Source organism: Micromonospora sp. NPDC053740 (assembly GCF_040677775.1).
Taxonomy (GTDB): domain Bacteria; phylum Actinomycetota; class Actinomycetes; order Mycobacteriales; family Micromonosporaceae; genus Micromonospora; species Micromonospora alfalfae.
In genome coordinates this window covers 278,572-295,250 of sequence record NZ_JBFASO010000009.1, presented here as the reverse complement: position 1 = coordinate 295,250, position 16,679 = coordinate 278,572, and the positions used below count along the sequence as shown (strand labels likewise).

At 71.1% G+C, this 16,679-nt stretch carries 12 protein-coding genes; 9 read left to right on the top strand and 3 right to left on the bottom strand.

What is annotated here, in order from left to right; all coding sequences use genetic code 11:
* Nucleotides 1-21: 21 nt before the first annotated feature.
* From AB0K35_RS24055 to AB0K35_RS24025, 7 genes are all read left to right on the top strand, one after another.
* The gene (locus AB0K35_RS24055) at nucleotides 22-1,044 is read left to right on the top strand and encodes a polysaccharide deacetylase family protein (protein ID WP_363887723.1); all 1,023 of its coding nucleotides are present in this window, start codon (nucleotides 22-24) and stop codon (nucleotides 1,042-1,044) included.
* A gap of 97 nt (nucleotides 1,045-1,141) precedes the next feature.
* On the top strand, nucleotides 1,142-2,101 hold the full coding sequence (locus AB0K35_RS24050; protein WP_363887720.1) for an acetamidase/formamidase family protein: 960 nt from the start codon (nucleotides 1,142-1,144) through the stop codon (nucleotides 2,099-2,101).
* A gap of 61 nt (nucleotides 2,102-2,162) precedes the next feature.
* Nucleotides 2,163-3,581, top strand: coding sequence for a PQQ-binding-like beta-propeller repeat protein (locus AB0K35_RS24045; RefSeq protein WP_238668445.1), 1,419 nt, complete (start codon nucleotides 2,163-2,165; stop codon nucleotides 3,579-3,581).
* A 68-nt stretch (nucleotides 3,582-3,649) separates the two neighbouring features.
* Nucleotides 3,650-4,753, top strand: a complete 1,104-nt coding sequence (locus tag AB0K35_RS24040; protein ID WP_363887717.1) for a DUF559 domain-containing protein — start codon at nucleotides 3,650-3,652, stop codon at nucleotides 4,751-4,753.
* Nucleotides 4,750-5,478, top strand: a complete 729-nt coding sequence (locus AB0K35_RS24035; protein WP_363887714.1) for a hypothetical protein — start codon at nucleotides 4,750-4,752, stop codon at nucleotides 5,476-5,478. Before AB0K35_RS24040 ends, AB0K35_RS24035 begins: the two co-directional genes overlap by 4 nt.
* On the top strand, nucleotides 5,475-8,720 hold the full coding sequence (locus AB0K35_RS24030; RefSeq protein ID WP_363887711.1) for a DUF87 domain-containing protein: 3,246 nt from the start codon (nucleotides 5,475-5,477) through the stop codon (nucleotides 8,718-8,720). Before AB0K35_RS24035 ends, AB0K35_RS24030 begins: the two co-directional genes overlap by 4 nt.
* A gap of 9 nt (nucleotides 8,721-8,729) precedes the next feature.
* Nucleotides 8,730-9,062, top strand: coding sequence for a putative quinol monooxygenase (locus AB0K35_RS24025; protein WP_238668449.1), 333 nt, complete (start codon nucleotides 8,730-8,732; stop codon nucleotides 9,060-9,062).
* 91 nt (nucleotides 9,063-9,153) lie between these two features.
* Here AB0K35_RS24025 and pdxY read toward each other — a convergent pair whose 3' ends face one another.
* The 3 genes from pdxY to AB0K35_RS24010 form a co-directional block, all read right to left on the bottom strand.
* A complete protein-coding gene (gene pdxY / locus AB0K35_RS24020) occupies nucleotides 9,154-10,005 on the bottom strand; it encodes a pyridoxal kinase PdxY (protein WP_091406844.1) in 852 nt (283 codons plus the stop codon).
* 177 nt (nucleotides 10,006-10,182) lie between these two features.
* Complete coding sequence (locus AB0K35_RS24015) at nucleotides 10,183-10,977, bottom strand: serine protease (RefSeq protein WP_238668450.1); 795 nt, start codon at nucleotides 10,975-10,977, stop codon at nucleotides 10,183-10,185.
* Nucleotides 10,978-11,128: 151 nt separating this feature from the next.
* Nucleotides 11,129-12,145, bottom strand: a complete 1,017-nt coding sequence (locus AB0K35_RS24010) for a LacI family DNA-binding transcriptional regulator (protein ID WP_238668451.1) — start codon at nucleotides 12,143-12,145, stop codon at nucleotides 11,129-11,131.
* Between the two features lie 255 nt (nucleotides 12,146-12,400).
* Between AB0K35_RS24010 and AB0K35_RS24005 the strand changes: the two genes are divergently transcribed.
* Together AB0K35_RS24005 and AB0K35_RS24000 are read left to right on the top strand one after the other, a co-directional pair.
* A complete protein-coding gene (locus AB0K35_RS24005) occupies nucleotides 12,401-14,755 on the top strand; it encodes an AbfB domain-containing protein (RefSeq protein WP_363887707.1) in 2,355 nt (784 codons plus the stop codon).
* A gap of 348 nt (nucleotides 14,756-15,103) precedes the next feature.
* The gene (locus AB0K35_RS24000) at nucleotides 15,104-16,525 is read left to right on the top strand and encodes a cytochrome P450 (protein WP_363887705.1); all 1,422 of its coding nucleotides are present in this window, start codon (nucleotides 15,104-15,106) and stop codon (nucleotides 16,523-16,525) included.
* The last annotated feature ends 154 nt before the right edge of the window (nucleotides 16,526-16,679 follow it).

Genomic DNA, 16,679 nt, shown 5'->3' with positions numbered 1-16,679 from the left:
GCCTGCGCGAAGGGGCACCAGATGAGCAGGCTCTTCCCCCGCACGGCCCTGTGGTCCAGGCGGTTGCGCGCGGCGCTCGCCGTCCTCGCCACCGCCGTCGCCATGTGCGGCGTCGTCCTCGCCGCCACCTCCACCCCGTCGAGCGCCGCCACCTGCAACGGCTACGTCGGGCTCACCTTCGACGACGGTCCGACCGGCAGCACCAGCACACTGCTGAACGTGCTGCGCGCCAACGGCGTACGGGCCACCATGTTCAACGTCGGGCAGAACGTCCAGAACAACCGGTCGGCGGCGCAGGCACAGGTGGCCGCCGGCATGTGGGTCGGCAACCACAGCTGGAACCACGCCCACATGACCTCGATGAGTCAGGCTCAGATGCAGTCGGACCTCTCCCAGACCAGCTCGGCGATCCAGTCGGCCACCGGCAGCCGGCCGGTGCTGTTCCGGCCGCCGTACGGCGAGACCAACTCCACGTTGCAGTCCGTCGCGTCGTCACTGGGCATGCGCCAGGTGATCTGGGACGTGGACTCCCAGGACTGGAACGGCGCCAGCGTCAGCCAGATCGTGGCCAACGCGAGCCGACTCCAAGCCGGTCAGGTCATCCTGATGCACGACGGGATCCAGAACACCCGCGACGCCATCCCCCAGATCATGGCCAACTTGACCAGCCGCAACCTGTGCCCCGGCATGATCTCGCCGTCCACCGGCCGCGCTGTCGCGCCCGACGGCACCACCCCGCCGCCCACCACCACCCCGCCGCCCGCCGGCGGCACCTGCACCGCGACCGCCACGACCCCCAACGTCTGGGGCGACCGGTACAACACGTCGGTGACGGTCAGCGGCGCCAGCACATGGACGGTGGTCGTGGCCATCACCTCGCCGCAACGGGTCAGCACCATCTGGAACGGCACCGCCACCTGGGACAGCAGCGGCACCGTCATGACCATGCGGTCCAACGGCAGCGGCAACACCTTCGGCTTCACCACGATGACCAACGGAAACAGCAGCGCCCGCCCACAGATTCGCTCCTGCACCTCGGGTTGACATCGCCCAGGTTGAGTCGTGCGCGGTGGGTGCGCCCGGCACCCACCGCGCACCCTGGCGACCCGGCGCGCGGACCAGCAGCCACTAGCCTGCACTGATGCGACACACCCTCACGCCCGGGGACGACAGCCTGCACGGCCACTTCTCCCCCGACTTCCCGCCGGTGCTCACCATCGACCCCGGCGACACCGTCACCTATCGCACCCTGGACTGCTGGTGGTCCGCCGGCCCGTACCCGGGCGGGCCGAACCGGGACCGGCCCCGGGTCGCACAGCACCGGCCCGACCACGGACACGCGTTGATCGGTCCGGTCGCGGTCCGCGGTGCGCGCGCCGGCCAGACCCTCGCGGTACGCATCGACGAGGTCGTCCCGGCCAGTTGGGGAACCACGGTGGCCGGCGGCTGGCCGAGTGGGTTCAACAAACACTACGGCGTACAGGACCAACAGGTGGTGCACGCCTGGGCGCTGGACCCGGTGACGATGACCGGCCGCAACCAGCACGGCCACACGATCGCGCTGCGGCCCTTCATGGGAGTGCTCGGCATGCCACCCGCGGAGCCGGGGCTTCACTCGACGACCCCACCGCGCCCCTGGGGCGGCAACCTGGACTGTCGGGACCTCACCGCCGGCAGCACCCTCCTGCTGCCGATCCCCGTGGACGACGCGCTGTTCTCGGTCGGGGACGGGCACGCCGCGCAGGGTGACGGCGAGGTCGGCGGCACCGCGATCGAGTGTCCGATGGACGAGGTGACGTTGACCTTCGACGTGCGCGACGACTTTCCGGTCACCGGCCCGGTGGCCCGTACCCCCGACGCATGGTTGACCCTGGGCGTCGGCGCCTCGCTCGACGACGCCACGTTCACCGCGCTGGACTCGATGCTGACACTGATGCAGCGGCTGCACGGCCTCAGCCGCTCGGACGCGGTGGCGTTGGCCAGCATCGCCGTCGACGTGCGGGTGACGCAGATCGTCAACCAGAGCGTCGGCGCGCACGCGGTGCTCCGTGACGACGCGCTGCGCTGGCCGGACGCCGATTCTGTCGGGGGGCACCGTTAGCGTGTGCTCACTGTCGCCGCGGCGGCCGGATCGCGCCGCTCGCTGACCCCTCGGAGGCCCCATGTCCCAGGAGACGACCTACCTCGAACTGTCCGAAGTGGACGGTGCGCACAAATTCTACGAGGTCATCGTCGACAACGCCACGCTGACTGTGCGCTACGGCCGGATCGGCGACCAGGGGCAGGTCAAGGCCAGTGCCTATCCGGACAACACCCGGGCCCGGGCCGCCGCGGCGAAGAAGATCGGTGAGAAGGTCCGCAAGGGCTACGCGCCGGCGGTCCCCGGCGTCCGCCAGAAGCGCACCGTGTCGCGGCGGCAGATCGTGAGCACCCGCTCCACCGCCCACACCGCCCCGGTGCTCTGGCGCTACGACTCCGGCGCCCCCGCCTTCGGCATCTTCGTCGACGGGCGGCACTGCATGGTCGGCAACGAGCACGGAGTCATCACCACGCTCGACCACGACGCCCAGGTGCGCAGCCAGGTCCGCCTTCCCGACGGGGTGAAGTGCATAGTCGCCGACGACGCCTGGATCTACGCCGGCTGCGACGACGGCAACGTCTACGACCTGTCCGGCAAGGTGCCCCGGGTGGCGTACGCCATCGCGCCGGAGATCGACATCTACTGGCTGGACATCCACGACGGCGTCCTCGGCGTCTCCGACGCCGACGGCGGGATCACCGCCGTCGACCACGAGGACGAGTTCCTGTGGCGTCGCCCCGGGCGGGGGCGTTCGGCCTGGATGGTGCGGTGCGACGACGACGCCATCTACCACGGCCACTCGCAGGGAGTGACCGGCTACGAGTGGCGTACCGGCAGCGAACTGTGGCACACCACCACCGGTTCGGTGCTCTTCGGCTGGCAGGAGCACGGCAGTGTGTTCGCCGGCACCAGCAGCCGCCAGGTGGTGCGGCTGTCCAAGTCGGGCCACCCCGAACGCACCTACCTGTGCGACGCCCCGGTCTTCTCCTGCGCCACCGCCGAGGGCGGCGAGTACGTCTTCGCCGGTGACAGCCAGTCCTCGATCTACTGCTTCGACGCGGCGGGCACCCGGCTGTGGAAGCTCGGCACCGGCTGCGGCTCGGCGTACTCCATGCAGTACCACGACGACCGGCTCTACGTGGTGACCACCGGCGGCCATCTGGCCTGCATCGACGCGAGCGAGCCGGCGATCCGCGCGGCGCAGGCCGGGAACGTGCCCCAGGTACGCGACATCAAGGCCCCTCGCCAGGCACCCCAGCAGGCGCAACCGACGATCGTCGAGGTGACCAGCGATTCGGGCGCGGGCGTGGTCGTGCAGTGCCTGGACGATCGGGGGCGGCTGCGGGTTCAGGTGCTCTCCGACGGCTACCGGCGCGACTGGTCGGTGCAGTTCCCCAAGGGGATTCGCGAGCCGGGCGCCCGCTACCTGGTGACCGAGGTGCGCGAGTCCAGCCGCGGTGGTTACTACCGCGCGTACGGCGACATCCGCCGGCTGCGCTGAGCGGCGAGCGCACCGCCTCGCCACCGAGGGGTCCCCGGTCGCGCCCGTCAGTGTCGTAGGGTGCCGCCATGGCGCACCCCGTCCGGGCCAACGGCGACGCCAGCAGGGCCTGGTGGGCTGCCCCGCCGACGGGGCGAGTGAGTCACCTGCCGGGCATCGACCCGGAGCTGCTGCGGGTGGCACTCGACCCGTTACCACCGGCAGCGCCCGCGATCGTGCACTACCGGCCCACCGTGGCACTCCCCCTCGGTGACCTCGTGGACACCCTGCTCGACCAACTGGACACCGCGGCCCTGGCGATGTTCCCTCGCTGGCTGACGGGGGCCGACCATGTCGACGGCGAGGGCACACTCGGCGTGGCGGCGGTTCGGGCACTCGCGGCCCGTACCGCCGCCCGCTCCCGGCACTTCGGCCCGTTCCTGGCCGATCTCGCCGAGCGAGGGCTGCGCGGCCCGCACCGCCCCGGCGGCCGGTCCCGCTTCGCCCCGGGGGTACGCGCCGCTGGGCTCGCCCGGGTGATCGCCGACGCGTACGACCGGGAAGGTTGCGTACTCGTCGTGGCTCTGCCCGACCTGGACGCCGACGCCGAGCGGACGCTGGTGGCCGCCGCCGAGTGGCTGGTGCGGCACGGTGGCTTCACTGTCTGGTTGACCGGCGGACCGTTGCGCCACGCCGACCGGGTGCGCTCGGTGCCGATGCCGGTGCCGGCGCGATTCGCCGAGCTGGCCGGCCCGACCGATCGGATTGCGGCCATCGCCGCCGAGCCGGAGTCGACGGTGCTGGCCTGGCCGCCGATCGCTGGCGTGCCCCGCTCGGACAGCGCCGCCGAGCAGGCCCTGGAACGCGCGCTCGCGCCGCACGACTGGGCGCGCGGCCGGCGGTGGAACCAGACCTACGAGTGGCACGTCCTGGCCACGGCGTACCGTCTGGATCTGTTTTGGCCCGCGGAGGGTCTTGCGGTCGAGGTGGACGGCCCGGAGCATCGTGGGCGAATCGCTTTCGCCAACGATCGGCGGAGAGACGTCCAGCTGCAACTCCTCGGGCTGGACGTGCTCCGCTTCACCAACGAGCAGGTGCTCACCGACGCGCCGGTGGTGGTCGACGGGATCCGTCGGCTGCTGGCCCGGCGGCGCACGGGCGGCACGCACCCCCACGGAGATGAGACATCATGACGAGCCCGGCGGACGTCCCGCACCTGACGCCGAACCAGATCAACGCCCTCGTGGTGCTGATGGTCGAGGCACGCCGACTCACAAACGTCGAGCTGAAAGAGCTGGCCGGTTTCACGCTGACCGGCAAGGACAACACGAAACTCGTCGACCTGGGCCTGGTGGACACCGATCGGACGCACCGGCCCTTCGCCCACGAGCTGACCGATGAGGGCTGGCGGGTGGCACGTCAGCTGCACACCGCCGCGCCGCCAAGGCAGGGCGGCTCGACGACCCGGTCCCTGTTCGTCGTCCTGTCCAACCTGCACCGTTCGCTGGACCGGCTCCGGGTCAGCCACGGCGATTTCTTCAAGCAGACCGAGGCAACGGCCCCGGCGACCAGCGAGCCGGGACACGAAGCGCCGGCACCCACTGCGACAGCGACGACGGGGGCACCGGCAGCGGCAGCGGCACCGGTGTCAGCGGTGGAGGTGGAGGCGCTGGTTCGCTCGGCGTACCGGGATCTGGCCACCGCGCCGGGCGCATGGGTCGGCCTCGCCGACGTCCGCGACCAGCTCGCCGACACCGACCGGGCCGCCCTCGACGCGGCGTTGCGGGCGATGGTCGGCCGAGAGGACGTCCGCATTATCCCGGTGGCGAACACCAAGTCACTGACCGCACGGGACCGGGCTGCGGCCGTCCGCATCGGGAACGAGGACAACCACGCCCTGGCGATCGGCCCGGCATGATCTCGGAGGACCAGCGGGCCGCGCTGGAAGCGGTCAGTCTCAACCCGGCGGTCACCCCGGACGACGTCTGGCGACCCAGCCCGCACAACGTGCCGGAGCTGCACGAGAAGGTGGCCGCGGAGATTCTGCGCGGGGTGGCGCGGGCCCGCACCGACGACACGAGCATGCCGCTCGGCGTGGCCATGCAGGGCCGCGCGGGCGCCGGCAAGACGCACCTGCTCGGGGCGGTCCGAGAACGGATCCAGGGCGACGGCGGCTACTTCTTCCTCGTCGACATGGTCAGTGGCAAGACGTTCTGGGAGAGCGTGGCCCTGGCCCTGGTGGAGGGGATGGGCCGCCCCCACGTCGGCTGGGGCACCCAGTTGAAGACGTTCCTGCGTCGACTCACCCCCCAGCTCGGTCTGCCGGTGGAGGTTCGCGACGCGGTCGCCGGCACCCGACCGGTGACCCGTGCGCAGCTCGACACCTTCATCTGGGCGCTGCGCGAGCGCGATCGGGAGGTCGGGCGGGACGCCCAGGACACCGCCCGGGCGCTCGTCCTGCACGGCGCCATCGACTTCGAGGCACAGGACGTCGGTTACGCCCACCTGATCTCCGAAGCCGGTGACCCGGCCGCACGGGCGGCGTGGGGGTTGAGCGCCGCGATCCGCACCCCCCAGCAGGTCGTGCAGGACATCTCCCGGCTGATGGCCCTGACCCTGGACCCCACTGTCATCGCCGTGGACCAGCTCGACACGCTGTTCGCCCAGACCAGCACCTCACTGCTCAACCAGCATCAGGGTCTGGAGGACGGCCAGGCCAGGGTGCTCGGCCCGATCGCCGACGGCCTGCTCAAGCTGCGCGACATCACCCGCCGCACGCTTGTCGTCGTCTCGTGCCTGCCGGACACCTGGGTGCTGATGAGCCGCAGCGCGCCCACCCCGGTCGCTGACCGCTTCCGTACGGCGACCCTGCCGGACCGGATCCCCACCCCGGAGATCGGGCAGGCGATCGTGGCGAAGCGCCTCTCCGCCGCGTTCGCGGGCATGTTCTTCGGGCCACCGCACCCCACCTGGCCGATCGCCCCCGCCGCCTTCGCCGACGCACCCACCCTGACGCCACGCGCCCTGCTCCGCCGGGTGGACCGCCACATCGCCTGGTGCCGTGACCGCGACGACGTGATCGAGCTGGATCGGCTCATCGACGGCGCCGACTCGACGCCGACCGTCAGCACCGCCCGGGGCGTCGCCGCCGATCCGACGACTGACGAGCGCCACCTGCACGAGTTGGACGCACGGTTCGCCGAGCTGGTCGAGGCCGCCGACGTGTCGGCCGCAGTCGACCCGAAGAGCGAGGACGAGCACATGCCGCCGCTGCTCGCCGCCGGCCTGGCCGCTTGGATCGCCGAGCAGGCGCCGACCGGCGCCACCTACAAGTACGATCCGCCGCCCGGCCGCAAGCCGGCGCTGCACGGGCGGCTCATCGAGGTGCTCGACGAGGCCACCGAGAACGAGGCGCACTGGTGCTTCCGGGCCGTCGCGCACCCCAATGCCGTCGCCGTCACCGCCCGGGTCAAGGCCGCCTGCACCCTCGCGGGATTGGACCGGGACCTGCCACAACGGCGGCTGATCCTGCTGCGCAACGGTCCGTGGCCCACCGGGAAGCGTACGACCGAGGTGTTGACAGGCTTCGACGCGGCCGGCGGCCTGCGGTGTGCGGTGCCGGAGGCGGACCTGCGGGTCTTCGCGGCGCTGCGGGTGATGGCGGCCGAACCGTCCACTGCCTTGCAGGAGTGGCTGGTGGCCCGTCGTCCGGCCAGCGGCACCGAGCTGTTCCGCGCGGTCCTGCCCGGGCCCGACGGCACCCGCGGCGGTGACCAGCCGCCGACGCCCGACGACGAGCCACCGTCGGGCGGCAGCGAATCCGACCCGACGAACGCGCCGGCCGCCGACGTCCCCGCCGACGTGTCGACCGGTGCGGCAGCCGAGCCCGTATCCACTGACCCGGCCGACCCCGCGGTCGGCGGGGGCGGTCGGGCCGTCGGGCTGGGACGGACCGTCGACGGCGGTCACCCCTTCACGGTTCCCCTGGAGTCGCTGCGCCGCCACGCCGTCGTGTTCGCCGGGTCCGGCTCGGGCAAGACCGTGCTGATCCGCCGGCTGGTCGAGGAGTGCGCCCGCGAGGGGGTCTCCGCGATCGTGCTCGACCCCAACAACGACCTCGCCCGGCTCGGCGACCCGTGGCCCGACCCGCCGGGCGGCTGGGGCCCCGGCGACGCCGAACGCGCCGCCGACTACCTCGCGCACACCGAGGTGGTGGTGTGGACGCCCCGGGTCACCGCCGGTCGGCCGTTGAGCTTCCAGCCACTGCCTGACTTCACCTCACTGCGGGACTGGCCCGACGAGTTCGACCAGGCCGTCCGCTCCGCCGTGGAGGCGCTCGCGCCACGGGCGGGCGTGGACCGCTCCAGCCGGCTCGCCCAGCAGGGCAAGGCCGTCCTCACCGAGGCCCTCCAGGCGTACGCGCGCAGTGGGATGGTCGGCCTGCCCGGCTTCACCGAGTTCCTCACCGATCTGCCCGAGGGGGTCAGTCGGCTGGCCCGCGCCGGGAAGCTCGCCGAGGAGTTGGCCGAGGCGCTCAAGGCGGCGATGGTCACCGATCCGCTCTTCGGTGGGGTCGGCGCGCCCGCCGACCCAGGGCTGCTGCTGACGCCGTCGGCGGGGCGGCGGGCCCGGGTGTCGGTGATCAGTTTCGTCGGCCTCACCTCCGACCAGGAGCGACAGAGCTTCGTCAACCAGTTGCAGATGGCGCTCTTCGCCTGGATCAAGCGGCACCCCGCCGGTGACCGACCGCTGGGCGGGTTGTTCGTGATGGACGAGGCGCAGACGCTCGCGCCGTCGACCGGCACCACCGCCTGCACGGCCAGCTCGATCGCGTTGGCCTCGCAGGCCCGCAAGTACGGGCTCGGGCTGGTCTTCGCCACCCAGGCGCCAAAGGGTCTGCACAACCAGATCTCCGGCAACGCGACGACGCAGTTCTTCGGGCTGCTCAACGCGCCGGCACAGATCGACGCGGCCCGGCAGCTCGCCGAGGCCAAGGGCGGACGGCTGCCGGACATCGGCCTGCTCAACAGCGGCGAGTTCTACGCCGCCGGGGAGGGGTTCTCGTTCGTGAAGGTCCGAACCCCGCTGTGCCTGACGCACCACCCGAAAGCGCCGTTGACCCCCGAGGAGGTTGTCGCCCGCGCCCGCCCGGCTGGGTAGCCTGGGGTCATGATCTTCATTACCGCCAAGTTCCGGATCCTGGCCGAGCACGCCGACCGGTGGCCGCAGATCGCCGCCGAGTTCACCGAGGCGACCCGGGCCGAGCCGGGCTGCCTGTGGTTCGACTGGTCCCGCAGCGTGGACGATCCCACCGAGTACGTGCTGGTCGAGGCGTTCCGCGACGACCAGGCCGGCGGAGCCCACGTCCAGTCCGCGCACTTCCGCACGGCTCAGGAGACCCTGCCGCAGTACCTGGCCGAAACGCCGCGGATCGTGAACGCCACGGTGCCGCAGGAGGACTGGTCGTTGCTCGGCGAGATGGCCGTTCCCGAGGGTCGCTGAGCGCCACCGGTCAGCGGTCCAGGACAGTCGTCTAGGCAGCCGGTCCACGAGCCGCCGTCGACGCAGCCGGTCCGCCGTTCGCTACCCGCCGTCAGCGCAGCTGGCGGGCGGTGAACCGGGCCGGCGGGTCGGCGATCACGTCCTGCGCCGCGATCAGCTGGATCTCCCGCGTGCCGGCCGCGAGAGTGGCCTCGAGCACGGCGTAGACAGAGGCGATGGTGCGTTCCAGCGCGGTAGCGGGTGAGCCGGTCGTCCACAGGTGGGCGAGGTACAGCGCCGCTGTGACGTCGCCCCCACCGTTCGGGTTGATCGGCAGCAGCGGCGTGGTCACCGCCCAGGCGCCCTCGTCGGAGACCGCCACCACCTCCAGCGAGTCCGGAGGCAGGTCGCCGTGGAGCACGCTGGTCACCAGGACGTGCCGAGGCCCGGTCGCACGCACGACGTCGACCGCGTCCAGCACCTCGGCCAGCGAGTTCGTGGTGCGACCGGCGAGGAAGTCCAGCTCGAAGTGGTTCGGCGTGATGATGTCCGCACGGGGCACGACGGTGTCCCGTAGGTACTCCGGAATCCCCGGCCGGACGAACATGCCCCGGCCGGCGTCGCCCATCACCGGGTCGCAGCAGTACACCGCGGCCGGGTTGGTCGCCTTCACCGTCGCCACCGCGTCCAGGATCACCGCGCCCATGGCGGGGTCGCCCTGGTAGCCGGAGAGCACCGCGTCGGCGCTGCCGAGGACCCCGCGGTCCTCGATTCCGGCGATCACCTCCGCCACGTCCGCCGCCGGGAGCATCGGGCCCCGCCACGCGCCGTACCCGGTGTGGTTGGAGAAGTGCACAGTCAGGACCGGCCAGACCTCGTGCCCGAGGCGTTGCAGCGGAAAGGCCGCAGCCGAGTTGCCGACGTGACCGTAGGCGACCGACGACTGGATGGACAGGATCTTCACCGGCCCATCATCGCCGCTACGGCCGGCGGCGCAGCGACGGCCCGCCGAATCTGTCGGGTGGCCCACTCGTCGCCCAGGCGGCGGACGCCACTGACGGGCGACCCGGACCGTGTCGTCCGGGCCGCCCGAGCGGTGGCGGGGCGACCAACGCGCTGGGTGGCCGTCCCCGTCGTACGGTCAGCCGCCGAGGCTCGCCGCGGCCGAGGCGATCGATGAGGCGAAGTAGCTCACCTGGGTGTAGACACCCGGGTAGTTGGGCCGGGCGCAGCCGTTGCCCCAGCTGACGATGCCGACCTGGATCCAGGCGTTGGAGGCGTCGCGGCGGAACATCGGGCCGCCCGAGTCACCCTGGCAGGTGTCGGTGCCGCCGCTGGCATAGCCGGCGCAGATCTCCTGCGCGGGGATGAGATCCCCGCCGTAGTTGGCGTTGCAGGTGGAGTCGCTGACGAACGGCACGTTCGCCTTGAGCAGGTAGCGCTGCTGGCCGCCGCCCTCCCGGGCGGCGCCCCAACCAGCCACCGTGAAGGTGCCGCTGTCGTACGCGGTGGTGCTGGCGATCGGCAGCGTGCTCAGCCCGGTGACGGGGCTGGCCAGCCGGATCAGCGCCCAGTCGCGGCCGGCGCCGTTGTAGCCGGGGGCACGGTAGACGTAGTTGGACCGGACGGTGATCCGGCTGGACGACTGGAGGTCGACAGTCCCGAGCGTCGCGGTGATGCTGGTGTTGGTGCCGGTAGCGCCCACGCAGTGCGCCGCGGTGAGCACCAGCCGGGCGCTGTACAGCGCCCCGCCGCAGCCCATCGAGAGACGCACCATGAACGGGAACTCGCCCTGAGCGGCGCGGGTGCCGCCGACGACGTTCGGCGTCATGGGGCTGTCGGCCGCGGCGGCCGGCGCGGTGAGGGTGAGGCTGGCCGCGGTCACCGCGGCCAACGCGGTGGCCAGCAGGCCAGTGAGGGTACGCCAGCGAACCATGCATTCCTCCGCATCAGGATGGCACGCCTCGTGAGCGCACCGCAGTCGAGATAGCGGTCATCATATTGAGGATTATGGATCTAGTGGGTCATCCTCTCTGGGTCGTACCACCGGCGGTATGGATCTCGTGCGGCGCGTGGGCGACCGGCGGTCAGGCGTCCGGCGTGCCGGTGCTCTCCCGGCGGAGAAGCCGGAACGGGGTCTGCACGGTCAGCGGCCCCGCGACCTCCGTGCCCTCGATGCGCGCGACGAGGCGACGCACCGCGACACGGCCGATCTCCCTCTTGTCCGGGGCGATGGTGGTGAGGGTCGGGGCAGTGAACCGCCCCTCCTCGATGTCGTCGATCCCGACCACCGCGACGTCCTCGGGCACCCGGTGACCGGCCTCGGCCAGCGCCCGCAGCGCGCCGATGGCGACCAGGTCGTTGTAACCGAACACCGCGTCTGGCGGGTCACCGAGGGCGAGCAGGTCACGCATGGCACGCATGCCGTCGAGCCGGCCGAACGCCTCGGTGCCGGCGACCAGCAGTGGTCGGTACGGCAGGCCGGCGGCCGCCAGGGCCTCCCGGTAACCCCGGACCCGCAGATGGGCCGACTGCCGGTCACCTCCCGGGGTGGCGCCGATGAACGCTATCCGGCGACGGCCGATCGCCACGAGATGTTGGATCGCCGCGTGACTGGCGGCGACGTTGTCGATGGCGATGTGGTCGTGTGGCACGTCGTAGACGCCCTCGCCGATCAGCACGAGCGGGCTGCCGGCCGTCCGGGCCAGCACCTCCTCCCGGCCGATGCGCACCGGGCTGAGGATCAGGCCGTCGATGATGCGCTGTCGGGAGCCGTCGAGGAGCGCCAGCTCCGCCTCCCGGTCCGCGGCGGTGTTCTCCATGACCAGCGTGTAGCCGAGCGCGGCGGCCTCGGAGATGGCGATCTCGGCGAGCTCGGCGAAGTACGGGTTGGTCAGTTCCGGGATGGCCAGGGCGATCAGGCCGGTACGGCCCCGGCGGAGGTGGCGGGCGCCGAGGTTGGGGCTGTAGCCGAGTTCGTCGATCGCCTGCTGCACCCGTTGTCGGGTCCGCTCCCCCACCGGCCGGTACCCGTTCACCACGTTCGAGACGGTGGCCAGCGAGACACCGGCGCGCTGGGCGATGTCCTTCAGGTTGACGACCATCCCCAGCCTTTCGGGAATTCGACCGGCGGGTCGACCGGGCATTGATGAACAAGCATTGACGGGAGGGTCGGCGCGGCTCTATAACGTTATACAGGTGATGATGGATGTCAATATGCCGGTCACCGTTGGCGCGTGGAGATCCCACCGACATCCGTCGCTGACGCCCGTCCCCCGTCAATGACCACCCGATGCCCACCACCCACGCGCTTCGGGCCTGGCTGCACCGCCCGCGGCGTCTCGTCCCCCGGAGACGGCATGACACGTCACGTCCCCATCCGCCCCGCCCTACCTCTGCTGCTCGCCATCGCCCTGGTCGCCGGCGTTCTCGCCGCGCCCGCCTCACCGGCGTACGCCGCACCGGCCAAGACGCCGCCACTGAGCACCCCCTGGACCAGCCAGGCGCTGGCCGGCACACCACTGCCGGAGTACCCGCGACCCCAGATGACGCGGCCGGACTGGCTCAACCTCAACGGCGAGTGGCAACTACGCCAGTCGACGACCGACGACGCCCCGCAGTTCGGCACCAACCTGCCCGAGCGGGTCAACGTGCCCTTCCCGGTGGAGAGCGCCCTGTCCGGCATCCAACGGGCCGCCAACGACAACCGCAACTACCTGTTCTATCGACGGACCGTCACCATCCCGGCGAACTGGTCGGGTCGGCGCACCCTGCTGCACTTCGGCGCCGTCGACTGGCAGAGCACCGTCTGGGTCAACGGTGTCCGCGTCGGCGCGCACACCGGGGGCTACGACGCCTTCAGCTTCGACGTGACGCCCCAGCTCACCACCGGGACGAACGAGATCGTCGTCAAGGTCTGGGATCCCACCGACACCCGGCAGAACGGCAGCCTGCCCGCCATCGGCAAGCAGACCAAGACACCTGGCGGGATCTTCTACACCCCCAGCTCCGGCATCTGGCAGACGGTGTGGATGGAGCCGGTGCCCGCCGCGTCGATCAGCAGCGTGGACGTCTACCCGAACCTGAGCAACAACACGGTGCGCGTCCGGGTCTTCACCAGGGGCGACGTGAGCGGCCACAGTGTGCTCGCCGAGGCGCTGAACGGCACCACAGTGGTGGGCTCGGCCACCGGCGGCTTCACCGACTTCAGCGTGCCGGTGCCCAACGCCCGCCGCTGGTCACCCGACGACCCGTTCCTCTACAACCTCCGGGTGACGCTTCGCGGCGCATCCGGCGCCACAGTGGACCGGACTACGCACTACTTCGGCATGCGGGAGATCACCACCGGCCTGGTCAACGGGGTGCTGCGTCCCAAGCTCAACGGCCAGTTCGTGTTCCAGGTCGGCACCCTCGACCAGGGCTACTGGCCGGACGGGCTCTACACCGCGCCCACCGACGCCGCCCTCGCCTTCGACCTGCAGAAACACAAGGACCTGGGCTTCAACATGGTGCGCAAGCACATCAAGGTCGAGCCGCAGCGCTGGTTCTACCACGCCGACCGGCTCGGCCTGCTGGTCTGGCAGGACATCCCGTCGCTGACCGCACAGGACGTCGACCCCACCGATGCCCAGCAGGCGCAGTTCGAGGCCGAGGCACGCGAGATCGTCGACGAGCACCGCAGCTCACCCGCCGTGATCGCGTACACGCCCTACAACGAGGGCTGGGGCGAGCGGTCCCTCGCCGACACCCGGCGGGTCGCACAGAACATCAAGAACCAGGACCCGACACGTCTGGTCAACCCGCACAGCGGCCACAACTGCTGCCAGTCCCTCGGCAACCCCGGCAACGGCGACATCGACGACTGGCATGTCTACCTCGGCCCGGACTCGCCCGTACCGTCGAGCAGCCGGATCGCGGTGCTCGGTGAGTTCGGCGGCCTGGGCCTGCACACCCCGGGCCACGAGTACAGCCCGAACGGCAGCTTCTTCGCGTACGAGTGGCAGTCCAGTTCGAACGCCCTCACCGACCGGTACGTGGGGTTGGTGCAGGGCACCCAGAACCTGATGCTCGGCAAGGGGCTCAGCGCCTCGATCTACACCGAGATCACCGACCTGGAAGGTGAGCTGAACGGGTTCCTCACCTACGACCGACAGGTGATCAAGATGGACCAGGCGCGGGTACGCGCCGCCAACACCGCCCTGATCAACGCCTCGAAGGCCATCGGCAGCTCGGCACCCGTCGCCCTGCCGGTCAACACCCGCCGGTCGTTGCGGGTGACCACGCCCGGCTTCACCAACCGCTACCTACGCCACCAGGACAGCCTGGCCTACACGGAGGTGGTCGACGCCGCGAGTTCCAGCCTGCTCAAGGCCGACGCCACGTACGCGATCCGGCCGGGCCTGGCCGGATCGGGTTGCTACTCGTTCGAGTCTGTCAACTTTCCCGGGCAGTACCTGCGCCACCAGAACTCCCGGGTCCGCAACTCGCCCGACGACGGCTCCGCGCTGCTGCGCGCCGACGCCACCTGGTGCGCCCGCACCGGGCTGACCGGCACCGGCGTGTCGCTGGAGTCGTACAACTTCAGAGGTAGGTTCCTGCGGCACTACAACGCGGAGGTCTGGCTCAGCAACGGCGCCGGCGGAGACGCGTACAACACGCCGACGTCGTGGACGGCCGACAGCACCTGGAGCATCGCCGCCCCGTGGGCACCGTGACCGCTGTGCGCTGAGCGCACCGTCAGGACAAGAAGAAGCGCGGGGGTTCCGGTGTGGCCGGAACCCCCGCGACGCGTGGGCGGTGTCGCGGGCCGACTCCGCCCGCCCGGGGCTCGGCCCCTCCCAGTCGGCGCTGACGCCTTCCGTCGCGGTCGATGACCGGACTCCGGCGTCACTCGTCACCTCGGGGGTCGTTTCCCCGGTCATGAGCGAGAGCGGCGCGTTGATTGCACAGTTCGGCCAGGTCGACTTCACGGCAAGGACCGAGCCGCAACTTGCATATGGCCAGGTTCGCTCGGCTGTTGCAACACGCAATTATGCCGACCAATAAATAGACAAGAATCAATCTTGACTTGTACGGCCGGTCAGCGCACCGTAAAAAGCCAGAGGCAGATGCACGCCATTATCGGCCCGGCTGAAGTGGATCGCCAAATGGGGGCGCTGCCGGTTCCGCGCCGGGCGCATCAGGAGGCTTTCATGCGGTTGAATCCGTTCGCCGGAGTCTATCTCACCGATCCGGCAAGCATGTGGCGACGCATTCTCGACCATCCCGACGGGGCGCACTACGCCGAGGATCTGGGCCTGTGGTTGATCAGCCGGCACGCAGATGTCCGGCGGGCCCTCGCCGACGCCACGACATTCGCCAACGCCCTCACCCTCGCCCCGGTCTACGAGGTGTGCCCACCGGCACTGAACGTCATCATGCAGATCGACGCGCCACCCACGACGGCCGCCGCCGATCCACCGACGCACCCGCGCACCCGGCGGGCCCTGCGGGCGACCTTCGCGAACACCGCCGAGCGGGTCGAGGCCGAGTACGGGGCGATCATCCGACGCCGGGTCGACCAGTTGGTGTCCCGTCTCGCCGCCCGTCACGGCGATCAGGTCGACCTGATCCCGGAGCTCGCGACCGAACTTCCTCTGCTGGTGGTCCTGGACATCCTCGGGGTGCCCGACGCCGACATCGGACGGATCCGGAGTTGGGCGGACGGCCAGATCGCCCTCGTCTGGGGGCAGCCGGACCCGGCCGAGCAGGTACGCCTGGCGCAGGGTCTGCTGGAGTTCTGGCACTACTGCGAGGACCTGGTCCGCCAGCGGGTGGACAGTGGACACCGGGGCGAGGACTTCATCAGCCGCGCCCTGGACTACCGGGACGACGACGACAGCGTGCTCACGGTGCCCGAGGTGGCGAGCCTTGCCTTCAACCTCCTGGTCGCGGGCCACGAGACCACCGCCGGGTTGCTCGCGCACGCCCTCGACCAGGCCCTGTCCGCTCCCCAACGCTGGTCGGCGATCACCGCGAACCCGGGGCTCCTCCCCGCCTTCGTGAGCGAGACGCTCCGGTTCGCGCCCGCCATCGACGGCTGGCTGCGCGTGACCACCCGTGATGTCACAGTGGGGGCGGCGACGATCCCCGCCGGGGCGCGTTGCCTGCTGTTGATCGGTGCGGCGAACCGGGACCCGGCGGCGTTCCATGACCCGGACCGGTTCGACCCGCACCGGGCCGATGTGGGCAATCACCTGTCGTTCGGTCACGGTCCCCATTTCTGCATCGGTGCGGGATTGGCGCGACTTGAGGCCGGAATCGCCCTCAGCCGGCTCGCCGAAGCCATTCCCGGGCTGAGGTTGGCACCGGAGCAACATCGCTCGTACAAACCCAATGTCGCGTTTCGTGCGCACGGCACGCTGCTCGCGATAATCGACGTCACGGCGCCCGCGGACGTGCCGGCGGCACGCGACGGGGCGACGGCCGAAGTGCACGCGGCCTGAGTGGGCACGGGTGCCAGCGGTGCTGACCTGCTGACGGGTCGACTGTGGGTGGGCCGGCCTCGACAGGTCCCCACCCGGCGCGCCTCAGCGCCAGCACCGGGTCCGGCGAGGACCTTTCCCGCTTTCGCCGACGATCCATGCCGGTGAACGTCTT